This is a genomic window from Gordonia sp. NPDC003504 (genome assembly GCF_053587995.1).
This window is the reverse complement of sequence record NZ_JBSFPC010000012.1, coordinates 123,320-146,811: the sequence shown is the minus strand read 5'-3', so window position 1 is coordinate 146,811 and position 23,492 is coordinate 123,320. Positions and strand designations below refer to the sequence as shown.

Annotated in this window: 19 protein-coding genes; 5 read left to right on the top strand and 14 right to left on the bottom strand. The window is 66.9% G+C overall.

What is annotated here, in order from left to right:
• Positions 1–132: 132 nt before the first annotated feature.
• Positions 133–1,755, bottom strand: coding sequence for an HNH endonuclease (locus tag ACWDPV_RS19855; RefSeq protein WP_449744314.1), 1,623 nt, complete (start codon positions 1,753–1,755; stop codon positions 133–135).
• A 279-nt stretch (positions 1,756–2,034) separates the two neighbouring features.
• Positions 2,035–3,042, bottom strand: coding sequence for an enoyl-CoA hydratase/isomerase family protein (locus tag ACWDPV_RS19850; protein WP_449744313.1), 1,008 nt, complete (start codon positions 3,040–3,042; stop codon positions 2,035–2,037).
• Between the two features lie 179 nt (positions 3,043–3,221).
• On the opposite strand from ACWDPV_RS19850, the gene ACWDPV_RS19845 reads away from it, so the two are divergent.
• Positions 3,222–4,784 (top strand): ABC-F family ATP-binding cassette domain-containing protein, encoded by a 1,563-nt coding sequence (locus ACWDPV_RS19845; protein WP_449744312.1) that lies wholly within the window; start codon positions 3,222–3,224, stop codon positions 4,782–4,784.
• A gap of 6 nt (positions 4,785–4,790) precedes the next feature.
• Here ACWDPV_RS19845 and ACWDPV_RS19840 read toward each other — a convergent pair whose 3' ends face one another.
• Both ACWDPV_RS19840 and ACWDPV_RS19835 read right to left on the bottom strand, forming a co-directional pair.
• A complete protein-coding gene (locus ACWDPV_RS19840) occupies positions 4,791–5,009 on the bottom strand; it encodes a YbdD/YjiX family protein (protein ID WP_348802927.1) in 219 nt (72 codons plus the stop codon).
• Positions 5,006–7,303, bottom strand: a complete 2,298-nt coding sequence (locus ACWDPV_RS19835) for a carbon starvation CstA family protein (protein ID WP_449744311.1) — start codon at positions 7,301–7,303, stop codon at positions 5,006–5,008. The genes ACWDPV_RS19840 and ACWDPV_RS19835 overlap by 4 nt, the downstream gene beginning before the upstream one ends.
• A 93-nt stretch (positions 7,304–7,396) precedes the next feature.
• Here ACWDPV_RS19835 and ACWDPV_RS19830 point away from each other — a divergent pair, with 93 nt between their 5' ends.
• Positions 7,397–8,119, top strand: a complete 723-nt coding sequence (locus tag ACWDPV_RS19830; RefSeq protein ID WP_449744310.1) for an alpha/beta fold hydrolase — start codon at positions 7,397–7,399, stop codon at positions 8,117–8,119.
• 31 nt (positions 8,120–8,150) lie between these two features.
• On the opposite strand, the gene ACWDPV_RS19825 is transcribed toward ACWDPV_RS19830, so the two are convergent.
• Genes ACWDPV_RS19825 through ACWDPV_RS19810 form a run of 4 tightly spaced genes read right to left on the bottom strand, consistent with a single transcriptional unit; the run spans position 8,151 to position 12,831 of the window.
• The gene (locus ACWDPV_RS19825) at positions 8,151–10,010 is read right to left on the bottom strand and encodes an ABC-F family ATP-binding cassette domain-containing protein (RefSeq protein ID WP_449744309.1); all 1,860 of its coding nucleotides are present in this window, start codon (positions 10,008–10,010) and stop codon (positions 8,151–8,153) included.
• Positions 10,011–10,053: 43 nt separating this feature from the next.
• Positions 10,054–11,199, bottom strand: coding sequence for a lipase family protein (locus ACWDPV_RS19820; protein ID WP_449744336.1), 1,146 nt, complete (start codon positions 11,197–11,199; stop codon positions 10,054–10,056).
• A gap of 11 nt (positions 11,200–11,210) precedes the next feature.
• The gene (locus tag ACWDPV_RS19815) at positions 11,211–12,170 is read right to left on the bottom strand and encodes a 4-(cytidine 5'-diphospho)-2-C-methyl-D-erythritol kinase (RefSeq protein WP_449744308.1); all 960 of its coding nucleotides are present in this window, start codon (positions 12,168–12,170) and stop codon (positions 11,211–11,213) included.
• Positions 12,171–12,198: 28 nt separating this feature from the next.
• Complete coding sequence (locus ACWDPV_RS19810; protein ID WP_449744335.1) at positions 12,199–12,831, bottom strand: HAD family hydrolase; 633 nt, start codon at positions 12,829–12,831, stop codon at positions 12,199–12,201.
• Positions 12,832–13,001: 170 nt separating this feature from the next.
• Here ACWDPV_RS19810 and ACWDPV_RS19805 point away from each other — a divergent pair, with 170 nt between their 5' ends.
• A complete protein-coding gene (locus ACWDPV_RS19805; RefSeq protein ID WP_449744307.1) occupies positions 13,002–14,006 on the top strand; it encodes a TIGR03557 family F420-dependent LLM class oxidoreductase in 1,005 nt (334 codons plus the stop codon).
• Here the strand turns inward: ACWDPV_RS19805 and rsmA are convergent.
• From rsmA to ACWDPV_RS19785, 4 genes are all read right to left on the bottom strand, one after another.
• On the bottom strand, positions 13,992–14,912 hold the full coding sequence (rsmA, locus tag ACWDPV_RS19800) for a 16S rRNA (adenine(1518)-N(6)/adenine(1519)-N(6))-dimethyltransferase RsmA (RefSeq protein WP_449744306.1): 921 nt from the start codon (positions 14,910–14,912) through the stop codon (positions 13,992–13,994). The two genes, ACWDPV_RS19805 and rsmA, sit on opposite strands and share 15 nt — an antisense overlap.
• A complete protein-coding gene (locus ACWDPV_RS19795) occupies positions 14,876–15,958 on the bottom strand; it encodes a transglycosylase family protein (protein WP_449744305.1) in 1,083 nt (360 codons plus the stop codon). The genes rsmA and ACWDPV_RS19795 overlap by 37 nt, the downstream gene beginning before the upstream one ends.
• Before the next feature lie 120 nt (positions 15,959–16,078).
• On the bottom strand, positions 16,079–17,029 hold the full coding sequence (locus ACWDPV_RS19790) for a TatD family hydrolase (protein ID WP_449744304.1): 951 nt from the start codon (positions 17,027–17,029) through the stop codon (positions 16,079–16,081).
• 48 nt (positions 17,030–17,077) lie between these two features.
• Positions 17,078–17,920 (bottom strand): PhzF family phenazine biosynthesis protein, encoded by an 843-nt coding sequence (locus ACWDPV_RS19785; protein WP_449744303.1) that lies wholly within the window; start codon positions 17,918–17,920, stop codon positions 17,078–17,080.
• 124 nt (positions 17,921–18,044) lie between these two features.
• On the opposite strand from ACWDPV_RS19785, the gene ACWDPV_RS19780 reads away from it, so the two are divergent.
• Positions 18,045–18,755, top strand: a complete 711-nt coding sequence (locus tag ACWDPV_RS19780) for an HAD family hydrolase (protein ID WP_449744302.1) — start codon at positions 18,045–18,047, stop codon at positions 18,753–18,755.
• Positions 18,752–21,106, top strand: a complete 2,355-nt coding sequence (locus ACWDPV_RS19775) for a glycoside hydrolase family 65 protein (RefSeq protein ID WP_449744301.1) — start codon at positions 18,752–18,754, stop codon at positions 21,104–21,106. The genes ACWDPV_RS19780 and ACWDPV_RS19775 overlap by 4 nt, the downstream gene beginning before the upstream one ends.
• 58 nt (positions 21,107–21,164) lie before the next feature.
• Here ACWDPV_RS19775 and ACWDPV_RS19770 read toward each other — a convergent pair whose 3' ends face one another.
• Both ACWDPV_RS19770 and ACWDPV_RS19765 read right to left on the bottom strand, forming a co-directional pair.
• Positions 21,165–22,280 carry an alpha/beta hydrolase gene (locus ACWDPV_RS19770; RefSeq protein ID WP_449744300.1) on the bottom strand — a complete coding sequence of 372 codons (1,116 nt, stop codon included), beginning with the start codon at positions 22,278–22,280 and terminating at the stop codon, positions 21,165–21,167.
• A 65-nt stretch (positions 22,281–22,345) separates the two neighbouring features.
• Positions 22,346–23,461 (bottom strand): alpha/beta hydrolase, encoded by a 1,116-nt coding sequence (locus tag ACWDPV_RS19765; protein WP_449744299.1) that lies wholly within the window; start codon positions 23,459–23,461, stop codon positions 22,346–22,348.
• Between the last annotated feature and the right edge of the window lie 31 nt (positions 23,462–23,492).

Genomic DNA, 23,492 nt, shown 5'->3' with positions numbered 1-23,492 from the left:
CGCCGCGCGAGCGAAGCGAGCCCCGTGGCGTGTCCGCCGGGCCGAGGTTGTCGAGGTCGAGACCACCTTCGCAATCTGATGCCGGAAACCGGTTGCAGCGCCACCACCCGGGAGCAGGCCGACGGCAGCCGCCTACCGCGGGTAGGTGGTGATGGTTTCCCCGGTGACGGGGTCGCGCCAGATGACCGCCCGATCGGCGAGCATGGTGGGGATCAGCAAGCCCATGTGTTTTCGTTGGTGGTCCGGGGTGCACAGCGGCATCAGGTTGAATTCCACCGTCCAGCCACCGGTGATCGGATCCTGGTGCACGAATTTCACCACGCGATCGATCTGGCAGTCACTGGCCGGCCGACCGCACTGCGGATACCGGCAGGTGCCATCCAATTCGATGATCTTCTCCCGCAACCACGCCGGTATCCGATACGTCAACGCACCCGGTGGTGGGAGCAGATAGCCGCCGTGCCCGGACGGGTCGACCGGCGTTGCGGGGAACGGATCATCGAGACGACGCCACGCCGCCGGTATCCGATCCAACGAGGTGGCCGTGCTGATGCCGGGTATGTCCAGGGTCGGAAACTCGGTGACGGTCACCAACTGTCCCGAACTGATCAACACTCTGGCATGCGAGTCGTCCACCACGCCGAAGTACTCCAGCCGGGCCTCCCGCTGCCCGGACGGATCGGTGATCAACGACAGCGACAACTGCAAATCGCTTTCGGGTTCGGTGTCGATGTTGAGGTGCGCCTCGGCGGTATCCGTTGCCGCACAATCAGCGTCGCCCTCGGTGATCGTCTCGGGATCGACGGTCACGTCGGCTGCGACGTCAACGTCCGATTGGGGATCATCGGTCACGTCGGCATCCGCATCGACATCGCCAGACAGATCAGCCGCGTCAACATCGATGTCGAGGTCGGTCAGGCCACAGGGTTCCTCCGGCAACGGGACCGCCCGCGAGCAGTCACCCCGACCGCACTCACACGACAGGTACGCACCGGGTAGTCCCTGGATTTCGGCGAACGCCGCGACCTGCACCTCACCCCGACGACGCTGATCACGCGGGCAGATCCGCTCACGGACCATCTGTGCGATCCGCGCCGCCAGATGCGCACCCACCTCCCCCGGTGCGTACACCGAGATGCTGCAGTGCCCGTTGGTGTCCCGACGGACCCGCACATTCTGATCGCGTGCGGCGGCCTCCTCCCGGCGGTCGGCGGCACCGTCGGGATCCAGGGCGATCACCATTTCGGCGACCTGATCCCGCAGGGTCGTGTCCGCCTGATTACGTCCGGCGAGTTGCAGTGCACGGGTTTCGGCGAACGCGCGCACATCCTCGTCGGACAGGACGACGATCTCGCCGGCGATGATGCGGATACGTTCCAGGGACTGGTCACCGGCCAGGAACGCCGCGGTTACCGTCGGGAGTGTCGACAGCAGGAAGCTCAGCGTCATCCACGCGGTGGCGTGCGGTACCGACACACCCAGCGCGGTCGAGACCTTGCCGGTGGCGGCTTTGTCGACCGCACCGGTGGTGTGCACATTGGTCACGTGACCCGACAGCAGCATCTCGTCGTACACGGCATGCCCGACCCGCGCCGCCGACAACACCTTCCGGGCGATCACCTGCCGTTCCTGGCGTTGCAACGATCGGGCCAGAGCGGTGGCCTGCTCGGCGGGGAGGTGATCGATCATGGCGGCGTCGTCGGCGGTCATCGACAGTTCCGGCGCGGTAGTCGTGCGAATTGTGGTGTCGGCCATGATGTTCACCCCCTTGATCGGTCGCTCCAACTGAACTGACTCAAGTGTAGCGACGACCACCGACAACTTCTTCAGCGCGGAATCTGTTGGGGATGAACGCTGTCGGCTGTATCACGCGTGGGTTCGGTTGGTGGTGGCGCGATTTCGTCGTCGGGTTGCGGAGGTGACCTCGTCAAGCTCGGCACGGCGGATACGCGACGAGGTCGCCAGGATCGCGCGGCGCACTCGGCCAGCGGGGGTTTGCGTCACTGGACCTGCGGGAACGGCCGAGCGACCAGGTCAGGCTCCGATGATGGCTGCCACCGTGGCGGGGTCCACGTCGTCGATCTCGGCCGGGTCGAAGTTCGGGGAGCGGTCTTTGTCGACGAGTACCGCTCGCACTCCCTCCCGGAAATCGTTTGTCATGGTGATGTTCTCGGCCGCGTTGAGTTCTCGTTCCAGGCATTCGTCGAGTAGCGAGTCGGCGCCGAGTTCGAGCAGTCGCGCGGTCACCCACAGGCTGGTCGGGGATGCGTTGCCGATCAGATCGAGCATCTCGGCGGCCCACTCGTCGCCGACGGCGCCGCGCAGGCCACCGACGATCGCGGTGACATTCGAATCGGAGAAGTACTCACCGATCGCCTCGACCGGCAGTGGTGGATGGTCCTCGTGTTTGGTCGGATCGGGCACGAGGATGTCGCCGAGCGGGGCGCCGGAACGGATTCGGTCTGCCACGGACGGCAGATCCGCCGACGGTACGAAGTGGGTCGCCAGCCCGACCGACAGCGCTTGCGATCCGCGTACTCGAGAACCCGTCAGTCCCAACCACATTCCGACGCCGCTGGGAAGTCGCGGGAGAAAGTAGGTGGAGCCGATGTCGGGGAAGAAGCCGATAGCGGTCTCCGGCATGGCGATCATCGCCTTCTCGGTCACCACCCGGATCTCGCCGTGCACACTGATACCGAGGCCACCACCCATCGCCGGACCGTCGATCAATGCGATGTGCGGCTTCGGGTACTCGGCGATCAGCTGATTCAGGCGGTACTCCCCCGCGAAGTATCGGGTGATCGCCTCACGGTCTCCGTCGATCGCGAAATCCCGGATCGCGCGGATGTCGCCGCCGGCACAGAACGCTCGTTCACTGGCCGAGGTCAGCAGCACCGTCTCGATCAACTCGTCGTCGGCCCACTCGCGCAAGATCTGATCCATGTCGTCGACCATCGACTGGTCGAGTGCGTTGAGCGCCTTGGGTCGATCGAGAATGATCTCGCCGACACCGTTGGCAACGTGCGTACGGATGAACGACATGATCTCAACGCTAGCGCGTCCGGTCCCGCAAAAGCCATTGACACCGACCCACCGTCAGGGGATATGGTCGTGTTCTTATTGCCCACCCGAGGAGTGATCTCACACCATGAACCACTGAGGCCGGTCATCCATCGCGACGTCACCGATGCTCGCGATCCCCCCGCACCTCAGGAGTACCCATGGCTTCCTCCCCTGCGTCGCACCCGTCGACGCCCGGCACACCCACATCGTTGTCCCTCTCGGACCTGACGTTCACCTGGCCCGATGGCACCGTCGTCTTTGACGGCATCTCACTCACGATCCCGGCGGGTTCGGTGTCGCTGGTCGGCGCCAACGGCGCGGGCAAGACGACCTTGCTGCACCTTGTCGCCGGCACCCTCCAGCCCACCCGTGGCAGTGTCAGCGTCCGCGGCGACGTCGGACTGGTCCCCCAGCATCCGGACGCCGACCCTGCCGCCACGATCGCCGATGTCCTGGGCATCACCGCGAAGCGCTCGGCACTGTCGCGCATCGAGAACGGATCGAGCGATCCGCTCGACTTCGAGATCATCGGCGACGACTGGGATATCGAGGAACGCGCCGCTGCGGAACTCGCTTCGCTCGGACTGGTCGCCGATCTCGACCGCACCGTCGGCACCCTGTCCGGTGGAGAGTCGACCATGCTCGCCATCGCCTCGACGCTCCTTCGCCGCCCGTCGATCCTGCTTCTCGACGAACCCACCAACAACCTCGACAGGAACTCCCGAACAAGGCTTTTCGAGTCGATCGAGCGATTCCCCGGGGCTGTCCTGGTGGTCAGTCACGACCTGGAACTACTCGAACGCGTCCAGCACACCCTCGAGCTCTACCACGGAGATCTGCGACTCTTCGGCGGGGGATACTCGGCCTACCGTGAGATCATCGACGCCGAGCAGCAGGCGGCGTCGGCAGCGGTCGCCAACGCCGAGAACGACCTGCGCAAGCAGAAACGGGAGATGGTCGACGCCCAGGTCGCCCTGGATCGTCGGGCGCGCACGGCCGCGAAAGCCGAACGTGAGAAACGGGTTCCGAAGATCGTCGCGCACCTACGACGCGACGCCGCGCAGGTCTCGGCGGGCAAGTTCCGGGGCGAACACCGCGACGACGTGAAGACCGCGGCCGATCGCCTCGAGTCGACCCGCGCCGATGTCCGCGACGACCGCAGCACCCGGATCGCCATGCCCGCCGTCGACCTGGCCTCACATGCCCAGATCGTCGCCGACGACCGGACGCGAATCGACGGACCGGAGCGGGTGGCCCTCGTCGGAGCCAACGGATCGGGGAAGACCACGCTGATCACCGATCTGATCGAGCGCGGTCACATCATCGTGCCCTATGCGTATATACCGCAACGCATCACCTTCCCCCACTCGCATTTGAGTATCGCCGAGCATGTCGCCGCCGCCCACCCCGCGGCGACCACCCAGCAGGTCAGAGCCCACCTGGCCCGATTCCTGTTCCGCGGCACCGCGGGTGACCGGGTGCTGGCCGAACTTTCCGGTGGTGAACGTCTTCGCGTGGCGCTGGCCTCGGCGCTGCTGACCGATCCGACGCCCAAGCTCCTGATCCTCGATGAACCGACGAACAACCTCGACATCGACACCACCGAGGAACTGATGTCCGCGCTACGACAGTGGACGGGAGCACTGCTGATCGTCAGTCACGACACCGAGTTCCGGCGGCAGATCCGCATCGACCGCGAGATCACCGTGCCGACAGCGTGACCGGTTTCAGCAGCACCGTCCCTGCGGGTTCTTCTCGGTGTGATCCCAACGCGCCCGCCAATATTCGCGTTCGGTCATCGGCGGACGGTCATCACCGTCGGCGCGATGCGCCGCGTGATGGTCGAGGTAGCGCTGATAGTCCCGGTCGCCCATCACGCTGCCCACATACCACGCCACCTGACCACCGGCGCGGCGCAGCGACGCGATGACCTGCGCGCCGGTCACGGTGCCGCCTCCGCGGGTGACCGGTGCCCGTGTTTCTGCGCCTGGAGGGCATCCCACTCGTGCTGCACCTCGCGTTCGGGCGCGGTGGTGATCAGGCCGCGTGGACCGAAGATCCGGGACGGCACCGGTTTCTCCTCGGTGGTCGGCAACCCACCGCGCCGCCACGCCTTCACCATCAGGTACACCCCGACGACCACTACGATCAGCACCAGCACGGCGAAGATGATCGACAGCGTCCCCTGGATGAAGGTATTGCGGATGACCGCATTCATCTCGTCGAGGTTCTTCGCGGTCTTGAAACTCGTCTCCCCGGCATCCTTGGCGTTTACGAAGGCACTGTGCTGCGCCCAGTACCCGATCGACGGATTCGACGAGAAGATCTTCTGCCAGGACGCCGTCATCGTGACGATCACATCCCATACCAGCGGAACACCGGACACCCACGCCCACTTGGACTGTCCCCGTTTGAACAGGATGACGGTGACGACGGTCAACGCGACGGCGGCGAGCAGCTGATTGGCGATGCCGAACAGCGGGAAGAGGGTGTTGATGCCGCCGAGCGGGTCGGTGACACCCATCAGCAGGATCGAACCCCATGCGGCGCAGACGATCACCGTGCATAGCCAGGCGCCTGGCCGCCACGACGGGTCCTTGAATCGCTGAGCGCCGGGGATGTTGCCGATGCCGTCGGAGAGCATGAAGCGCGCCACCCGCGTACCCGCATCCACCGTGGTCAGGATGAACAACGCCTCGAACATGATCGCGAAGTGATACCAGAAGGGCCGCAACGACTCTCCACCGATCGCATCCTGCAAGGTGTCGGCCATCCCCATCGCCAACGTCGGTGCGCCACCGGTCTTCGACACAATCGACGACTCCCCGACCGCCTCTGCGGCCTGCGTGAAGTCCTCGGCCGTCACCGACTGACCATGCACCCCAAGACCGTTGACGTAGTCGGCGGCGCCCTGAGCGGTACCGTCGGTGAGCGCCTTCGGGGCATTCATCCCGAAGTAGATGTGCTGATCGAGGATACATGCGGTGATCAGCGCCATGATCGCCACCGACGACTCGGTGAGCATGCCGCCGTAGCCGATGATCCGCGCCTGTCCCTCCTTGGCCAGGAGTTTCGGGGTGGTCCCCGAGGCGATCAGGGCGTGGAATCCGGAGAGCGCACCACAGGCGATCGTGATGAACAGGAACGGGAACAGCGCACCGGCAAACGCGGGACCCTTGCCGTTCCAGGCGAATTCGCTGACCGCGGGTGCCTGCATCACCGGCTGCACGATGACGATGCCGAGCGCCAGCAGCGCGATGGTGCCGACCTTCATGAAGGTCGAGAGGTAGTCACGTGGCGCGAGCAGCAACCACACCGGCAACACCGCGGCAGCCACGCCGTAGATGATGATCGCCCAGCTCAGAAACACCGGCGACAGACTGAACCAGTCGCTGCCCCAGGATGATTCGCCGACGTAGCGGCCGGCCACGATGGCCGCGAGCAACAACACCACCCCGATGATGGAGACCTCGCTGACCCGACCGGGCCGTAGGTACCGCAGATAGACACCCATGAACAGCGCGATCGGGATGGTCATCGCGATCGAGAAGACACCCCACGGACTTTCGGCCAGGGCGTTGACCACCACCAGCGCCAGCACCGCGATCAGGATGATCATGATGACGAACACGGCCAGGATCGCCGCGATACCGCCGACCGGCCCGAGTTCGTCGCGCGCCATCTGTCCCAGGCTGCGTCCGCGGCGCCGCGTCGAGATCGACAGCACCAGGTAGTCCTGCACGCAGCCGGCGAACACCGCACCGAGGATGATCCAGATCGTGCCGGGCAGGTAACCCATCTGCGCGGCGAGCACCGGCCCGACAAGCGGCCCGGCCCCGGCGATCGCGGCGAAGTGATGACCGAACAGCACCCGCCGGTCGGTCGGCATGTAGTCCTGCGCGTTGTCGAATTCCTCAGCGGGCGTGGCGTGATCATCACGCGGACGCACCACCTTCATCTCGATCATCCGCGCATAGAAGCGGTAGGCGATCACATAGGTGGCGACCGCCGCGACAACGAACCAGACCGCGTTGACGTTCTCCCCACGAATGAAGGCGATCAGAGCCCACGCCACCGCACCCAGCAGTCCGATGATCGCGAAGAGAATCTTCTTCGGCGTCGTCATCGGCGTCCGGTCGATGATCGCGACCGGTGGCAGATCCGGATCGTTCTTGACGAACTCGACGTCCGGATAGCCGTCCCGACGTTCGGCGATGGGTGATGTCTCGGTCATCGTCATGGCGGTGGCGTGCCTTCCGATTGCTCGACAGGTCCACAAACAGTGGCCTGCGTCACTATACGCGCGGTCCTCGCGGCGGCATACTGACACCCGATGAGCAGCAACGCCACTCCCGTCGTCCTCGTCCACGGTCTCCGCGTCAGCGGTGCGTCGATGCACCGCATCGCCGCGGCGATCACCGAACGCCCCGTCATCCACCCGGATCTGCCGGGCCACGGCGACCGCAGCGCCGAAACGTTCACGATGGACGACGCCGTCGACGCCGTCCTCGACGCCATCACAACCGTCGGGGAGCCCGCGGTGGTCGCCGGGATCTCCCTCGGCGGCTACGTCGCAATGGCCGCCGCGGGGCGTCACCCAGACTCGGTCGCCGGGCTGGTGACGATGGGATCGACCGCGCAACCGAGTGCGCTTCTCGCAGCACCGTTTCGGGCGTTCGGCGCGGCCACCAGTGTGCTCCCCGCGCAGGCCGCGGCCATCAGCCGCGGCCTGACGCGAGTCGCGTTGGGCCGGCAAGTGGCGCAGGACATGGAGGCCGGCGGACTCGCACTGCACTCCATCGCCGACGTCGTCGACGCCATCGCGGATTTCGACGCGCTCGGTGAGCTGTCCGCCTACCCGGGACCGATACTCTTCGCCAACGGCGGCTGGGACCAATTCCGCATCCACGAAAAGACTTTCGCCGCATTGTCGACGCAGGCCGAACTGCGCATCATCGGCCGGGCGTCGCACCTCTACCCGCTCATCCAGCCGGAGATGACCGGGGCGATGATCGGCGATTTCGCGACCCGGATCGATGCGAGCGTACCGAGCTGAGCCGCACCCGGCGACTCACCTCGAGCCTCACTCACTCCAGCTTTTCCGCGGCCTCCAGCCACGCGGCCTCGGCGGCGTCCTTGTCCTCGATGACCTGACGCAACTCGGCGCCGAGCGACACCAACCTGTCCGGGTCGGTGGCGGCCGCGGCAAGCGCGAGATGCAGTTGCTCCTCGCGTTTGGACAGCTGCTCGAGTTGACGCTCCGCGCGATTGGCCGCCTTTCGGGCCTCGCGGTGTTCGGCGGCGCTGACGGCCGGAGCCGCGGCGCTCGCGGCCTCGGCGGCACCGTCCGCCGACGGTGACGATGCCGCGGTGGCCTCGCCCGATGCCGCCTGCGACGACCCCACCGCCGAGCCGGATGCCGATGCGCCACGCTGCATCTCCCGACGGCGCACGAGATATTGCGCGATGCCGCCGGGCAGGTTGGTGAGTGTGCGGTCGCCGAACAGCGCCCACGTCGAATCACAGATCCGCTCGATCAGATAACGGTCGTGCGAGATCACCACCAGTGTGCCGGCCCACGAGTCGAGCAGATCCTCGAGTTGCTGCAGCGTGTCGATGTCGAGATCGTTGGTCGGCTCGTCGAGCAGCAACACATTCGGCTCGGCCATCAACACCCGCGTCAGTTGCAGCCGGCGTCGTTCGCCGCCGGACAGATCGCCGACCGGGGTGCGCTGGCGTGCCGGCGAGAAGCCGAGACGCTCGGCGAGCTGACTCGCCGACATCTCCTTGTCGCCCAGCATGATTCGCGCGGCCACCGATTCCACGGCGTCGAGCACACGCTGGTCGGGATCGAGATCGTCGAGTTCCTGACGCAACCACCCGATGGTCACCGTGACGCCTTCGACGCGGCGGCCGGGCGTGACGTCGACCTCCCCGGCCAGCGCGCGCAGCAGCGTCGTCTTGCCGGACCCGTTCACCCCCACCAGACCGATCCGCTCCCCCGGCGCCAGCCGCCAGGTCAGATCATCGAGAAGTGTTTCCCCGGAAGGGGTTTCGATGTGCGCGTCCTCGAGCTCGATGACCACCCGGCCCAGCCGCCGACGCGCGAACGCCGACAGCGCGACCGAATCGCGTGGTTCGGGCACATCGCTGATGAGCTTCTCCGCGGCCTCGATCCGGTAGCGCGGCTTGGATGTTCGCGCCGGCGGACCACGCCGCAGCCACGCCAGTTCCTTGCGTGCCAGGTTGCGACGACGCTCCTCGGCGGCGTCGGCCAACCGGACCCGCTCGGCGCGGGCGAACACCCAGTCGTTGTAGCCGCCTTCGTATTCGTCGACATTGCCGTCGTGCACCTCCCAGGTGCGCATGGCGACGGTGTCGAGGAACCAGCGATCGTGGGTCACCACCACCAGCGCACTGCGTCGCGTGATGAGGTGCTCGGCGAGCCACTCCACGCCCTCGACGTCGAGGTGGTTGGTCGGTTCGTCCAGGATGAGCACGTCTGCGTCGGCGACCAGCGCCGCGGCCAGACCCACGCGGCGTCGCTGGCCACCGGACAGTTCGTCGACGCGGGTGTCGAGCAACTCGTCGATGCCGATGCCGGCGAGGATCGAACGGACCCGCGCATCGCCGGCCCACTCATGCGCGGCGACCTCGGGACCACCGACGACGACCTCCGCGACCGTTTTCCCGGCCGGCAGTTCACCACGCTGGGTGACGACGGCGATGCGTGCACCACCAGCCCGTGACACCCGGCCCGAATCGGGTTCGGTGACACCGCCGAGGATTTCCAGCAGCGTCGTCTTGCCGCCGCCGTTGAGGCCGACGACGCCGATGCGTTGACCTTCGTGCACACCGAGGCTCACCTCGTCGAGCAGTGCGCGGATGCCGTAGCTCTTACTGATGCGATCGGCGTTGATCAGCGCGGATGCGGGGGCAGGAGACACCGGTAGACGGTATCAACCACCGTGGCGCACGGGTACATCACCGTCAGTCCCGCCCGAATGCCGAGGACACCGTCGTCATCACCTCGCCGAGCGCGCCGGCGACGACCTCGGTGTGGTCGTCGCGGCTGTGGGTGTGCAGATCGACGTCGGTACCGGACTCCTGCATCGACCGGACCAGTGTCGCTGTGAGCGGGAACGGAACGATCGGGTCGAGCAGTCCGTGGTCGATGCGGATCGGCACGGTGTAACCGCCGGTCGGGACGCGGGTGTAGTCGGCGAGTGCGGCGGTGACGGCGTCGTCACCCAGCGGTTCGTCCAGCAGCGATCCCGGCGCCACCGACCGCAGCACCTCGGACACCTCGCCGTTGCACTGTGACCGGGCCAGGTCGAGATAGCGCTTGCCGTCGTCGGAGAGTCGGTCGGTGATGTGCAGGTCCGGCCGGGCATGATCGAGCCCGGCCAGGATGTAGAGGTAGAGCGCGCTGATGGTGTTGACCCGTCCCAGGCTCGGCACGCTCGGGGTGAACGACTTGGTGAGGACTCCCTCGATCCCCGACGCCGGTGCGATCGCGACGATCTCCCGCAGGTCGAGTTGCGGTGCGTACGAAGGCGCTTCGTGGCCGGCGAACAGGGCGGCGTGCCCGCCCTGGGAATGCCCGACCGACACCCACTCGGTGCCCAGGCTCGCCTCGGTCGAGCGGGCGGCGCGGATCATGTCGATCACCGAGTGTGCGGCCGCCCGTCCACCGAGGTATTCGGTCTCGCCGGCGGCGCCGAGGCCGGCGTAGTCGGTTGCGGTGACGGCATAGCCGGCCTCGAGTGCGTCGATGACGGGCCGGTCGACGCCGCTGCCCTTGCGGGTGCGGCTCGGTGCGCACTGATCGGCGATCCCGGTGGTGCCGTGCGCCCACGAGAAGATGCGCCACCCGCCGCGCGGTGCCGTGCCCTTCGGCAGGTAGAAGACGCCGGTGGACAGGGCCATCCGATCGTTCTGGTCGCGCGTCACGTAGGTGACCTGCTCGCCCGATGCGGCGCCGGGCGGAAGATCTTCGGCGGCAATCGATTCGGTGCTGAGCACCCGGCCGGCCAGCGGCGCCGCCATGGTGGGTGCGGCGGTGATCACACCGACGGTCACCGCCGCGCTCAGCGCCGTCCCGAGAACACCCGCCGCCCTCACCGTCGAGTACATGCGTCGCCTGCTCACGCGCTCGGCACCTGCCGCGTCGCACCACTGACCGGACCCGATGCGGTCCGCACCGAACGCGCCACGCCGGCGCCGGACAGTTCGGCGGCCACCGCGACGGCCGCATCCGCGTCGGCGCACAGGAACATACACGTCGGGCCGGACCCGGAGACGATTCCGCCCAGGGCGCCGGCGTCGATCCCGGCGCGCAACGTGCGACGCAGACCCGGCTGCAGGCTCAGCGCAGCCGGCTGTAAATCGTTGTGCAGCAAGGGGGCGATGACGTGTGGGTCGCCGGCAGCCAGGGCCTGCACCAGCGCATCCGGCCGGAGCTCATCGGGATCCGGTGTCAGGTCACGGTCGGCGCGTAGCCGGTCGAGTTCACGAAAGACCGACGGCGTGGACAATCCGTCGCGGGCGAAGGCCAGGACCCAGTGCAGTTCGCCGCGCGCCAGCACCGGCATGAGTTGCTCGCCGCGGCCGGTACCCAGGGCGGTACCACCCTGCACCGAGAACGGCACGTCGCTGCCGAGCCCGGCGGCGATGTCCAGGAGATCGGCACGCGGGACGTCGAGTTTCCACAACGCCGCCAATGCGACCAGCGCGCCCGCCGCGTCGGCGCTGCCGCCGGCCATACCCCCGGCCACCGGAATCCGTTTGACGATTTCGATGGCCACCTTGGGATCACGACCGGCGTACTCACCGAGTGCTCGCACGGCGCGCACCGCGAGGTTGTCGTCGTCGAGGGGCACCTCCGCGACGTCGGCGCCGCGACCACTGTCGCGGGTCATCTCGACCGACAGACCCGCGGCACGCGCCACCGTGACGTCGTCGTAGAGCGATAGTGCCTGATAGACCGTCACCAGATCGTGGTAGCCGTCATCGCGCAGCGGGCCGACGCCGAGGTGCAGGTTGACCTTGGCGGGCACGCGCACCGTCACGGCGTCGGAGATCACCGACAGGGATGCTGGGGACACGGGGATCCAGAGTAGGCGTTCATCCCGGTCACGGCCGCCATCGCGTGTCCAGAAGCACCGCGACATCGTCGACGACCCGAACCGCGCCGGCGTCGAGTAGTTCGGCGGCCGCGGTGCCACCGGTGCGGACGGCCACACAGGACATGCCCGCCGCTGTCGCCGCGGCGACGTCCCACACGCTGTCACCGACCAGGACCGCACTGCTACCACCGGCCCGGCGCAGCGCCACGGTGAGCAGGTCCGGGGCCGGCTTGGAGTTGTCGGCATCATCGGCACTGGTCACGACGTCGACGTCGGTCGAGGCGAGTCCGAGACGCTCGAGTGCGGCGTCGGTGAACTCCCGGGCTCCCGACGACGCGATGGCCACCCGGTAGCCGGAGCCGGTCAACGCACGGACGAGGTCGGATGCGCCGGGGATGGCGCGTACCTCCGGCAGGACCTCGCGGTAACGTTCGGCCCACTCATCGCGCAACCGGTCACCGAGGGCATCCTCGACCTCGGACCCGCAGACCTCCCGAACCAGCAGATCACCGCCCATGCCGATGGTCCGGTGCACACGCCACCACGGCGGGGTGAGCCCGTGAGCTGCGAACGCCCGCTGCCATGCCAGAGCGTGCAGGTAGCCGGAGTCGATGAGCGTACCGTCGACGTCGAGGAGCACGGTGTCGACCGATCCGCCACCCGCCCGGCCCCGATCTGCCGGCCCGGTGTCACCGCGATCGTCGGTCGATCCTGATGAATCCACAGATGCTCCTCCCGGGTCCAGACCACGTGCCCGCATTCCCCACTCCACCTTGCCACCGGAGTACTCCGGTGGCAGAGAGCGAGATCATGGCGACACGATTTGGCTACACCCTCATGACCGAACAGGCCGGTCCCCGGCAGCTGGTCCGCGATGCGATCGCGGCGGAATCGGCGGGCTTCGATTTCGAGGTTTCCAGCGACCACTACTCACCCTGGCTGTCGGCGCAGGGACACGCCCCGTACGCGTGGTCGGTGCTCGGCGCGGTCGCCCACGCCACCGTCGACGTCGAATTGATGACCTACGTGACCTGTCCGACGATGCGCTATCACCCGGCGGTGATCGCCCAGAAGGCGGCCACGATGCAGTTGCTCGCCGACGGCCGATTCATCCTCGGACTCGGTAGCGGCGAGAACCTCAATGAGCACGTCGTCGGCGCGGGATGGCCCGCCCTCGGCGAACGACAATCCATGCTGTCGGAGGCCATCGAGATCATCCGTGCACTACTCGACGGCGGCGTCGTCGACCATCGCGGGGAGTTCTTCCAGGTCGATTCGGCCCGTCTTTGGGATCTCCCCGACGCCGGGGTCCCCATCGGTGTGGCGGTGTCGGGGAGCCGTGGCATCGACGAATTCGGTCCGCCGGCAGACCATCTCATCGCCGTCGAACCCAGCGCGGACATCGTCGAGCAGTGGAACGCCCACCCGGACACCACCTCCATCGGGCAGGGCCCCGCACATGCCCCGGCCCGCGCCATCGGCCAGATCCCGATCTGCTGGGATCCCGATCGCGATGTTGCCGTGACGCGTGCCCATGAGCAGTTCCGCTGGTTCGCCGGCGGCTGGGACGTCAACGCCAACCTCCCGACCACTGCCGGCTTTGCGGCCGCCACCCAGTTCGTCACGAAAGACGATGTGGCCGCGAATATCCCGTGCGGACCCGACCTCGACGAGCTGGTCGACGGGATTCGCCCCTACTGGGAGGCGGGCTTCAGTGACGTCGCGTTGGTGCAGATCGGCGGCGGCAGCCAAGAGCGTTTCCTCGACGAGGTGGCACCGGCGCTGCTGGACAAGCTCCGCTCAGCCTCCGGTTGAGGCGGGCACCTGCGCCAGCCGCACGAAGTCGGCGACGTCGAGTTTCTCGCCGCGGATCTGCGGGTCGATGCCGGCGGCGCGCAGGCGTCGTTCGGCCTCGGCAGGTGAGCCGGCCCACGTCGCCAGGGCCGAGCGCATGGTCTTGCGACGTTGCGCGAAGGCCGCGTCGATGACCGCGAACACCGCGGCGCGCCGGGCGGGATCGGTGGAGTAGGTGTCGCGACGGTCCATCCGGACCAGACCCGATTCCACCTTGGGTTCGGGCCAGAACACGTTGCGTCCCACCGCACCGGCGCGCGCGACGTCGCCGAAGTAGCGGGCCTTCACGCTGGGCACGCCGTAGACCTTGTTGCCCGGCGGCGCGGCCAGCCGGTCGGCGACCTCGGCCTGCACCATCACCAAAGCCGTTGCGATGGTGGGACATTCACTCATCAGGTGCAGCAGCACCGGGACCGCGACGTTGTACGGCAGATTGGCGACCAGCGCCGTGGGCGCGGCCGGCAGGTCGTCGGCGCGCACGGTCATCGCGTCGGCGGTGACGACGTCCAGCGATCCGTGTGGCGCGTAGTCCGCCGCGGTCTGCGGCAACCGACCCGCGAGCACCGGGTCGATCTCGACCGCGATCACCCGTGAGACGGTGCCGAGCAACGCCAGTGTCAGCGATCCGAGACCCGGTCCGACCTCGAGGACGACGTCATCGGATCCGACCCCGGAGGCGGCGACGATGCGTCGCACCGTGTTGGCGTCATGGACGAAGTTCTGTCCGAGCGTCTTGGTGGGACGGACGCCCAGTTCGTCGGCGAGCCGACGGATCTGTGCGGGTCCCAGGAGCCGGCCGGAATCGTCCCCGGACGGTACGTCGTCGATGCTCAGCGTAGGCCCAGCTTGGCCGAGCACGACGGCCACGCACCCCAGCCCTGAGCGGCCTGGGTCTTCTGCGCGATCGCGATCTGCTCCTCGCGGGTGGCCAGGTCGGCGCGCGGTGCGTACTCGAGTCCGCCCCAGCGTTCCCAGGTGTTCTGGTCGAACTGGACGCCGCCGTAGAAGCCGTTGCCGGAGTTGATGGCCCAGTTGCCGGTGGCCTCACACTGTGCGAGCTGATCCCAGACCCCGACGGGCACAAACGGGGCGCCCGGCTTGGTGCCGACCCGGACGGTCGCGGCGACCGGCTGGGTGAGGACCTCCTGGCCGACCTTGACACGCTTGACGACCTTGCCGTTGACGGTGGTCACCTCGTAGCGGACGTTGGCCTTGCCGGGGGTACCGGGCTTGACCACCACGCGGCGATCCTTGATCAGGGTCGGATCGTCCTGGGTGATGTCGGGTGCGGTGATGTTCTCGGGCACCGTCGTCTCGGTGGTGCGGATGCGGGTCACATTGATGGTCATGCCGTCGGCGACCTTGGCGGTCGCGGCCGGGGTGACCTTGTCGGTGTCGACGAGCGGGGCGCCGATGTCGGCAAGGGCCTCGGACACCGTTTCGGCCGGCACGCTCTTGATCGACGGCACGCCGCCGTCGATGATGATGAGCTTCTTCGGCAGGGTGACGTCGACCACGGCGCCGTTGACCGGGATCGGACCACCGGCGTTGAAGTTGGTGGCGTCGTCACCGTGGGACAGACCCTGCTGCGCGAGGAGATCGTTGACGTTGACCGCGGTGGTCTCGACGACACGTCGCTGTCCCTCGACGTCGAGGACGACCTGCTTCTTGCGGTGGAAGACAATGGTCTGCCCGTCAGAAAACGACGAGTCCAGTGCCGGCTCGACGACGTCGCCGTTGGCCGGGTCGTAGCCCTGCGAGTTCAGCAGTGAGTCGACGTCCATGGACATGGTGGCGACCTGGATCTTCTGGCCGTCCACGTCGATGGTGACGTTCTTGTGCATCGTCACGCCCATCACGCCACCGGCGGCGACGGTGCACAGCACCGCTCCGATGGCGACGCGTGCACGCATCGAGTCCAACGTGTGAATCTTCGCTAAAACAGACAAGGAGAAGCATCCTGATCGGGAACGTGGCGTCCGTCTGAAACCCCACAGGCTGACGGATCACAATACGATAACGAGACAGGATGATTAGCGCAAAGGTAGCCGGTAGACGCGTCGCGCGTTAACGCCGAGCTGCCGAGCCATCGTCACGTCGTCCGTTTGGCGGATGTCGGCAAGCCCACGCGCCGTGTATGGCAGGCAATACGACTGATTCGGCTGGCCACGGTAGGGATGCGCAGTGAGGAACGGCGCATCGGTCTCCACCAGGATCTGGTCATCGGGCACCAGGCGAGCCGCTTCACGAAGCTCCGCGGCATTGGCGAATGTCACAGTTCCGGCGAAACTCAGCAGATAGCCGCGCTCTATGCATTCGCGTGCAACGTTTCGGTCACCGGAGAAGCAATGCATGATCACGACGTCGGGCGATCCTTCCGCCGCGAGAATGTCGAGCAGATCGCGATCGGCCTCGCGGTTGTGGATCATCAACGGCTTGCCGACGCGCTTGGCGAGTTCAATATGCCAGGCGAAGGCGTCCTTCTGGATGGCGGGGTCGGCCGCCGACTCGGATCGGCCCGGCCAGTAGTAATCCAGCCCCGTCTCCCCGATCGCCACCACCCGCGGGTCGACCGCCATCTGCTCGAGTTCGGCGCGGGCGGCGTCGTCGAGGTCACCGGCATGCGTCGGGTGCAGCGCCACCGCCGCGAACGCCCGCTCATCCCACCGGGCGGCATCGACCGCCCATCGCGCGTCGACCATGTCGTCGGCGACGGTGATCACCTGACCGACCCCGACCGCATCGGCATGATCGAGGATCGCTCGCACCGACTCGGGGTCACGACCACCGCAGGCGGCGAGATGGGTGTGGGCGTCGACGAGGCCGGGCAACGGCGCCGGATCCGGCGGCGGCTCACGACGGCGACGCTTCTTGGCTTCCTTGGCGCTGAGCTCCTTGACGGGAGCGCTGTCGGCGGGATTCTGAGCGCTGTCAACGGAGGAGTGAGCGCTGTCAACGGAGGTCGGGCTGTCGGCGGCGGACATGGGCCCCACTGTAAGGGGGCACGATCCAGGCGGATGTCCCCGCTCCGCTCAGAGCTCGACGGTTCCGGTGATCACCGTCGTACTCATCCCGCCGATCCAGATGTTGTCACCGTCGTCGGTGACGAACACCCGACCCGTCCGCCCGAGGGCGGCGCCCTGGGCGGCGACGTAGCTCCGCGGTGCGCGGCCGTCGCGGCGTAGCCACGTCGCGATGCCGGCGTTGAGGCTGCCGGTTACCGGATCCTCGGGCACCCCTTCGCCGGGAGCAAAGGCCCGCACCTCGATCAGGACCCCCACCTCGGGACGGGTGGCGTCGGAATGCTCGCCGACGATCCCGACCTCGTGGTCACCGAGCGCCGCGAAATCCGGACGCACGTCGAGGACGCGGCGCGCCGAGTCCAGCTGCAGGACCATCCACTGCGGTCCGTTGACCACCCATTCGGCGGCGAGAACATGTGCGGGATCGACACCCAACGCCGCGGTCACCGCGGCGACGGTGGCGGCGTCGACGGGACCCGACCTGCTCAGCGGCGGCGCGGCGAACGCGAGACGCTGCCCGTCGCGTCGGATACGCACCAGTCCGACACCGCATTCCTGGACGAGGTACTCGCCGGTGATGTCGGCTCCGGCCTCGAGGAATGCATATGCAGATCCGAGAGTCGGGTGCCCCGCAAAGGGCAGTTCGCCGCCCGGCGTGAATATTCGCAGCCGGTAGTCGGCGGCCGGGTCGGTGGGCGGCAGCACGAATGTCGTCTCCGACAGGTTCGTCCACCGCGCGAAGGCGGCCATCTGCTCGTCGTCGATGCCCTCGGCGTCGAGGACGACTGCCACCGGGTTTCCGGTGATCGGAGCGGCGGCGAACACATCGACCTGTGCGAAGCGACGAGACATGGCCCCATGGTTGATCATTCGAGCCTGCCACGTCCACCGGTTTTCGCACCTCCCCGGACGACGCTCGCGCCGACATCAGCGCATACCAAGCCCGATCCGCCGCAGACAGGTAGCGTTTGCCAACGTGTTGGGTTTGCCAGATACGGTCACCGTCGCACTGTTCGATCTCGACGGGGTCCTCACCAGTACCGCTGTCCTCCATCAGAAGGCATGGAAGGCTGCCTTCGACGCCTTCCTGCGTAAGCGAGATGGCGACGGATTCACCCCGTTCACCGAGCAGGACTACCTCGACTATGTCGACGGCCGACCTCGCGACGACGGCGTGCGCGCATTCCTCGCCTCTCGAGGCATCGACGACGTGTCACCCGCCGATGCCGACGCGATCGGCAGTGGCAAGAACGAGATGTTCATGGCCAGCCTCGAACGCGACGGCGTCACCCCGTACCCCGGATCGGTGCGCTATCTCGAGGCCGCACGCGATGCCGGGCTGCGGATCGCGGTGGTGACCTCGTCGAAGAACGGCAAGGCCGTGCTCGATGCGGCCGATCTGTCGAAGTTCGTCGAAGTACGCGTCGACGGACTGGAAACCGCCGCAGCAGGATTGCCGGGTAAACCGGCACCGGATTCGTATCTGCTCGGGGCGCAGCGCATGGGTGTGGAGCCGACCGCCGCGGCCGTCTTCGAGGATGCGATCTCCGGAATACAGGCCGGCGCCGCCGGCAACTTCGGCTATGTCGTCGGCATCGACCGGGTCGGTGGCACCCAGGCCGCGTCGATGACGGCTGCCGGAGCGTCCATCGTCGTCAACGATCTCGAGGAATTGCTGCCTGCATGAGTACCAGTGATCACGCATTCGGATTCGATGTCCACCCCTGGCAGCTGCGCTGGCGAGGGCTCGACATCGACATGCTCGGTCGCACCGAGACACTGTTCGCCCTGTCGAACGGACACCTGGGCCTGCGCGGCAGCTTCGAAGAAGGCGAACCCGTCGACCACCCCGGCACCTACCTGAACGGGTACTACGAGCAGCGTGGTCTGCCGTACGCCGAAAGTGGTTACGGCTACCCGGAATCCGGCCAGACGGTGGTCAACGTGACCGACGGCAAGATCATCCGGCTACTCGTCGAAGACGAGCCCATGGACCTGCGGTACGGGCGCACCGAGGAACACGAGCGCGTCCTGGACTTCCGCACCGGAACACTGCGCCGCAACACGCTGTGGACCTCCCCGACCGGGCGCACCGTGCGCATCCGGTCCGAACGCCTGGTGTCGTTCACCAAACGCACCATCGCCGCCATCCACTACGAGGTGGAGCCGATCGGCGAGGACATGAAACTCGTCCTACAGTCGGATCTGCTTGCCAACGAACCGGTTCCGCTCCCCGGCAACGATCCGCGGCTGGCCGCGGCGCTGGATTCACCGTTGGTCTCCGACCTGGCGACCTGCCGTAACTACTGGGGCATTCTGGTTCACCACACCAAGAAGTCCGGCCTGCACATGGCCGCGGGCATGGATCATGAGATCGACTTCCCGGACCGCGCAGACACCTTCATTCGCGCCGACGGTGATCTCGCGCGACTGACCGTGGCCGCCAACGTCCCGCAGGGCACCAAGCTCAGCCTGACGAAGTACATGGGTTACGGCTGGTCGGCGCGCCGATCGGTACCGGCCCTGCGTGCTCAGGTCGACGCCGCACTGGCCATGGCGATGGAAACCGGTTGGGAATCGCTGAAGGCCGATCAGGGCCGATACCTCGACGATTTCTGGCGCGACGCCGATGTCGAGGTCGACGGCGATCCCGAACTGCAACAGGCGGTCCGGTTCGCGTTGTTCCATGTCCTGCAGGCCGGTGCGCGCGGTCAGTCCCGTGCCATCCCGGCCAAGGGTCTCACCGGACCCGGCTACGACGGCCACACCTTCTGGGACACCGAGAGTTTCATTCTGCCGATGCTCACCTACACCGTTCCCGCCGCGGCCGGTGAGGAATTGCGCTGGCGGCATGCCACCATCGACAAGGCGAAATCGCGTGCGGCCGAGTTGGCTCAGCGCGGCGCAATGTTCCCGTGGCGGTCGATCAACGGTGACGAGTGCTCGGGATACTGGCCTGCGGGTACCGCCGGTGTGCACGTCAGCGCCGACATCGCCAACGCGACCGGCCGATACCTGCGGGCCACCCATGACGAGCAGTTCGAAACCGAGTGCGGCGTCGAACTGTTGGTGGAGACCGCGCGCCTGTTCGCCGGTATGGGCCACCACGACATCAACGGCAATTTCCGCATCGACGGCATCACCGGACCCGACGAGTACACCGCGGTGGTGAACAACAACGTCTTCACGAATCTTGCTGCGCAACAGAACTTCCGCGACGCGATCGACGCGGTGCATCGACGGCCCGATCTCGCCCAGGAGTTGGGTGTCACCAATGCCGAGACAGCGCACTGGGAATCGTGCGCCGACGACATGACGTTGCCCTACGACGAGGCGCTCGGGGTGCATCAGCAGTGTGAGGCGTTCACCCTGCTCGGTGCCTGGGATTTCGAGGAATCGAAGGGCAAATACCCACTGCTGCTGAACTATCCGTACTTCGACCTGTACCGCAAGCAGGTGGTCAAGCAGGCCGATCTGGTGTTTGCGATGTACATGTTCGGCGACGCCTTCACACCGGAACAGAAACTGCGCAACTTCGACTACTACTATCCGTTGACCGTGCGCGACTCGTCACTGTCGGCGTGTTGTGAGGCGGTCACCGCGGCCGAGGTCGGCTACCTCGATCTCGCCTATGATCTGATGGCCGAATCGGTGTTCACCGACCTTCATGACCTGCACGACAACGTCGCCAGTGGTCTGCACATCGCCGCCCTGGCCGGCGCGTGGACCGACTGCGTGGCCGGCTTCGGCGGTATGCGCGACTTCGGCGGACACATCACCTTCGCCCCGCGACTGCCCAGCAAGCTGGACTACCTGTCCTTCCGCATGATCGTCCGGGACTCCAAGATCGTTGTGGCCATTGACAAGGCGACGGCGACCTATCGGTTGCTGTCGGGTCCGGCGATCGATCTGGCCCACCACGGTGAGAAGTTCACCCTCACCGAGGGCACACCGGTGAGCATGCCGATCCCGGAGATCGAGCGACGCGACCCGCCCAAGGCACCGCCGGGATGCGAGCCGTATCAGCGTCTGCTGTAGGGGCGCTCGCACCATGCCGTAGGGGTGCTCGCACCATCCGGAGCCGCCCCCGGATCCGTCAGTGCGTCGGTGACGCACCCGGATCCGGGGTGACGTGACGGTTCGCGAGCTCACCGAGCTTACGCAACACTCGTTTGCTCGATTCAGCCCACGGCATGAGGATCGGGAAGACGTGGAACATCCCGCGTTCCTCCATCGCCATCAGCGGTACGTCGGCGGCCCGGAGATTCTCCACGAACTGGCGGATGCCGTCCCGGAACATCTCGACCTCGCCCCAGCAGACGAAGGTGGGCGGGAACCACTCCGGGTCCGGGTGACCGTAGACGGCCGAGACACGTTCGTCGTTGGGCTGCACCCCGCGCAGGTACGGGGCGACCGGGATACTCCACGGCAGGATGTCGTGGGCGGCGTTCTCGGTCACCGAATCGTGATCGAGATCGAGATCGATCTCGGGCGAGAACAGGGCCAGCGCAGCGGGTTTCGGCAGCTGATGGTCATGCAGGTAGGACACCAGGGAGGTGGCCAGTCCGCCACCACCGGAATCGCCGGCGATGATCAGATGGCCGGAATCAACACCACGGGCGAGCAGACCCCGATAGACATCGGCGGCGTCGTGCATCCCTGCCGGGAAAGGGAATTCGGGCGCCATCCGGTAGTCGGCGATGAAGATCTCACAACCGGTGATCCGCACCAGGGCGGCGGCGAAGGCCGAGTACATCATCGGTGACGTGCCGATGTAGCCACCGCCGTGCAGGTAGAGGATCGTGCCGTTGATCGAACTCTTGGTTTCGGCGCCGTCGACGTAGGAATCCGAGCTGTCCTTGGCCCGGCACCAGATCCCGGAGACCCCTCCGATCTCGTCCTCGACGATCTCCACCCGTCCGGCCACGCCGATGACCGGCGGCAGGACCACCTGACAGACGTCGTCGAGGATCTTCTCCATCGAGCGGAACTCCTCGATGGGAAGCCCCATCGAATACCCCATGAACGCCCGGATCGTTTGCCGCGTCACCGACTGACCGACGTTGTCGAGAAGCCCACCCGGCCCACGCCACGGCTTGGTGAACGGTACCCGCGCCAGACCGTTGAGCATCGTCTCGGCCAGGCCCACCACGGTCAGCGCCGTAATCGGCGCCGACGCCGTGTCAACGTCGTCTCGATCAGCCATCACCATGCCGCCAGCGTAACGGGTGACAGCCGACCCGGTGAGACCCTGCGGGAGGGCGGTCGCCCGGAGGTTCAGTGTGTCGGGGTGGCCTCGGGGTCCGGGGCCACGTGCCGGTCGACGAACTCGTTGAGCAGCCGGTACACCTCGTGTGAACTCTCCGCCCATGGCATCAGGATCGGGAAGACATGGAACATACCCCGCTCCTCCAACGCGGTGACCTCGATACCCGCCTTCTCCAGCGAGGTGACGAAGTCGCGGATCGGGTCGCGGAACATCTCGTCGGCACCCCAGCACACGAAGGTGGGTGGGAACCACTCGTCGTCCGGCTCGGCGTAGACCATCGACACGCGTATGTCGTCGGGCTGCACGCCGTGCAGGTACGGGGTGACCGGCACGTTCCACGGCAGGATGTCGGTGCTCGCGTTCTCGGTGATCGACGGATGGTCCATGTCGAGATCGACCTCGGGTGAGAACAGGGCGACCGCAGCCGGGCGGGGCAACCCGACCTCGCGGAGGTACCCGGCCAGCGAGGTCGCCAGGCCACCGCCGCCGGAGTCACCCGCGATCACCAGGTGATCGGCGTCCACGCCGCGTTCCAGCAATCCCCGGTAGACGTCGGCGGCGTCATGCACACCGGCCGGGAACGGGAACTCCGGTGCCATCCGGTAGTCGGCGATGAAGACCTCACAGCCGGTACCGCTGACCAGCGACGCGGCGAAGGCCGAGTACATCATCGGCGTCGTGCCGATGTAGCCGCCGCCGTGCAGGTAGAGGATGGTGCCGTCGATCGCGGTCTTGCGTTGATCGCTGTCGACGAACTCGTCTGAACTGGCGCGCGAGCGCAACCAGAGACCGGGCACACCGTTGATCTCGTCGTCGGTGACCTCGACGTCATCGGTGAGGTGGATGAACGGCGGGATGACCACACGGCACAGGTCGTCGAGAACCTTCTCCATCGACCGGAACTCCTCGATCGGCAGGCCGACGATGTAGCCCATGAACGACCGCACCGCCTGCCGGGTGACCGATTGCCCGACATTGTCGAGCAGCCCGCTCGGCCCGTTCCAGAATCTCCGGAACGGCACGCGGGCCAGACCATTGAGCATGTTGTCGGCAAGACCGACGAGGGTCAATCCCGTCACCGGCGCCGATGCGGTCGCCACTTCGGGGCGGTCTGCCATCACCATGGGTACCAGATTAAGGCGTGTATTCGGCGCT

Bases quoted from the DNA above. Each gene is read 5' to 3' on its own strand.
- ACWDPV_RS19855 (WP_449744314.1), bottom strand. From the start codon at position 1,755: ATGGCCGACACCACAATTCGCACGACTACCGCGCCGGAACTGTCGATG.
- ACWDPV_RS19850 (WP_449744313.1), bottom strand. From the start codon at position 3,042: ATGTCGTTCATCCGTACGCACGTTGCCAACGGTGTCGGCGAGATCATT.
- ACWDPV_RS19845 (WP_449744312.1), top strand. From the start codon at position 3,222: ATGGCTTCCTCCCCTGCGTCGCACCCGTCGACGCCCGGCACACCCACA.
- ACWDPV_RS19835 (WP_449744311.1), bottom strand. From the start codon at position 7,303: ATGACGATGACCGAGACATCACCCATCGCCGAACGTCGGGACGGCTAT.
- ACWDPV_RS19830 (WP_449744310.1), top strand. From the start codon at position 7,397: ATGAGCAGCAACGCCACTCCCGTCGTCCTCGTCCACGGTCTCCGCGTC.
- ACWDPV_RS19820 (WP_449744336.1), bottom strand. From the start codon at position 11,199: ATGTACTCGACGGTGAGGGCGGCGGGTGTTCTCGGGACGGCGCTGAGC.
- ACWDPV_RS19805 (WP_449744307.1), top strand. From the start codon at position 13,002: ATGGCGACACGATTTGGCTACACCCTCATGACCGAACAGGCCGGTCCC.
- ACWDPV_RS19795 (WP_449744305.1), bottom strand. From the start codon at position 15,958: ATGCGTGCACGCGTCGCCATCGGAGCGGTGCTGTGCACCGTCGCCGCC.
- ACWDPV_RS19790 (WP_449744304.1), bottom strand. From the start codon at position 17,029: ATGTCCGCCGCCGACAGCCCGACCTCCGTTGACAGCGCTCACTCCTCC.
- ACWDPV_RS19785 (WP_449744303.1), bottom strand. From the start codon at position 17,920: ATGTCTCGTCGCTTCGCACAGGTCGATGTGTTCGCCGCCGCTCCGATC.
- ACWDPV_RS19775 (WP_449744301.1), top strand. From the start codon at position 18,752: ATGAGTACCAGTGATCACGCATTCGGATTCGATGTCCACCCCTGGCAG.
- ACWDPV_RS19770 (WP_449744300.1), bottom strand. From the start codon at position 22,280: ATGGTGATGGCTGATCGAGACGACGTTGACACGGCGTCGGCGCCGATT.
- ACWDPV_RS19765 (WP_449744299.1), bottom strand. From the start codon at position 23,461: ATGGTGATGGCAGACCGCCCCGAAGTGGCGACCGCATCGGCGCCGGTG.